Annotated in this window: 1 protein-coding gene; it reads right to left on the reverse strand. The window is 41.4% G+C overall.

The features are described from left to right. A partial coding sequence (locus E3E33_RS10725) for a hypothetical protein (RefSeq protein WP_167731698.1) occupies positions 1-406 on the reverse strand: 406 nt, incomplete at both ends.

Raw genomic sequence — 406 nt, forward strand, 5'->3', positions numbered from 1 at the left:
TTGGTCTATATTCAAATAAAATAGGAACATCTACTTCAAGATCGACACGTTGCCCGCAGAGATTGTGTAGCTGGATCGGGCTAGTATACCAGGGAACAGCCCTAAGTCGGACTCTAAAACCTATTAAGATTGGAATGACTTTTATTTTTTTGATATTTCTATTTGCCATTGCATGGAAAACTACTCTGGCAACCCAGGGAGCATAAAGAAGGACCTCTGCCAAGGCGTGTCTATCAATTGAGTCTTTTTTGAATTCAAATAGGTATATCTTAAGTTCATTTCCGGAATCCGTTCTCTCAAGCTCGATAGCCACAAAGTCCGAGGTGTCTCCGGTGTATCCCCATGGAAACTCAGTTGTCCAATATATTAGATTGGACGGATGTATCCCAAGGATTTGTACTAGAGG

The sequence above is a fragment of the Thermococcus sp. GR5 genome (assembly GCF_012027535.1).
GTDB lineage: Archaea > Methanobacteriota_B > Thermococci > Thermococcales > Thermococcaceae > Thermococcus > Thermococcus onnurineus.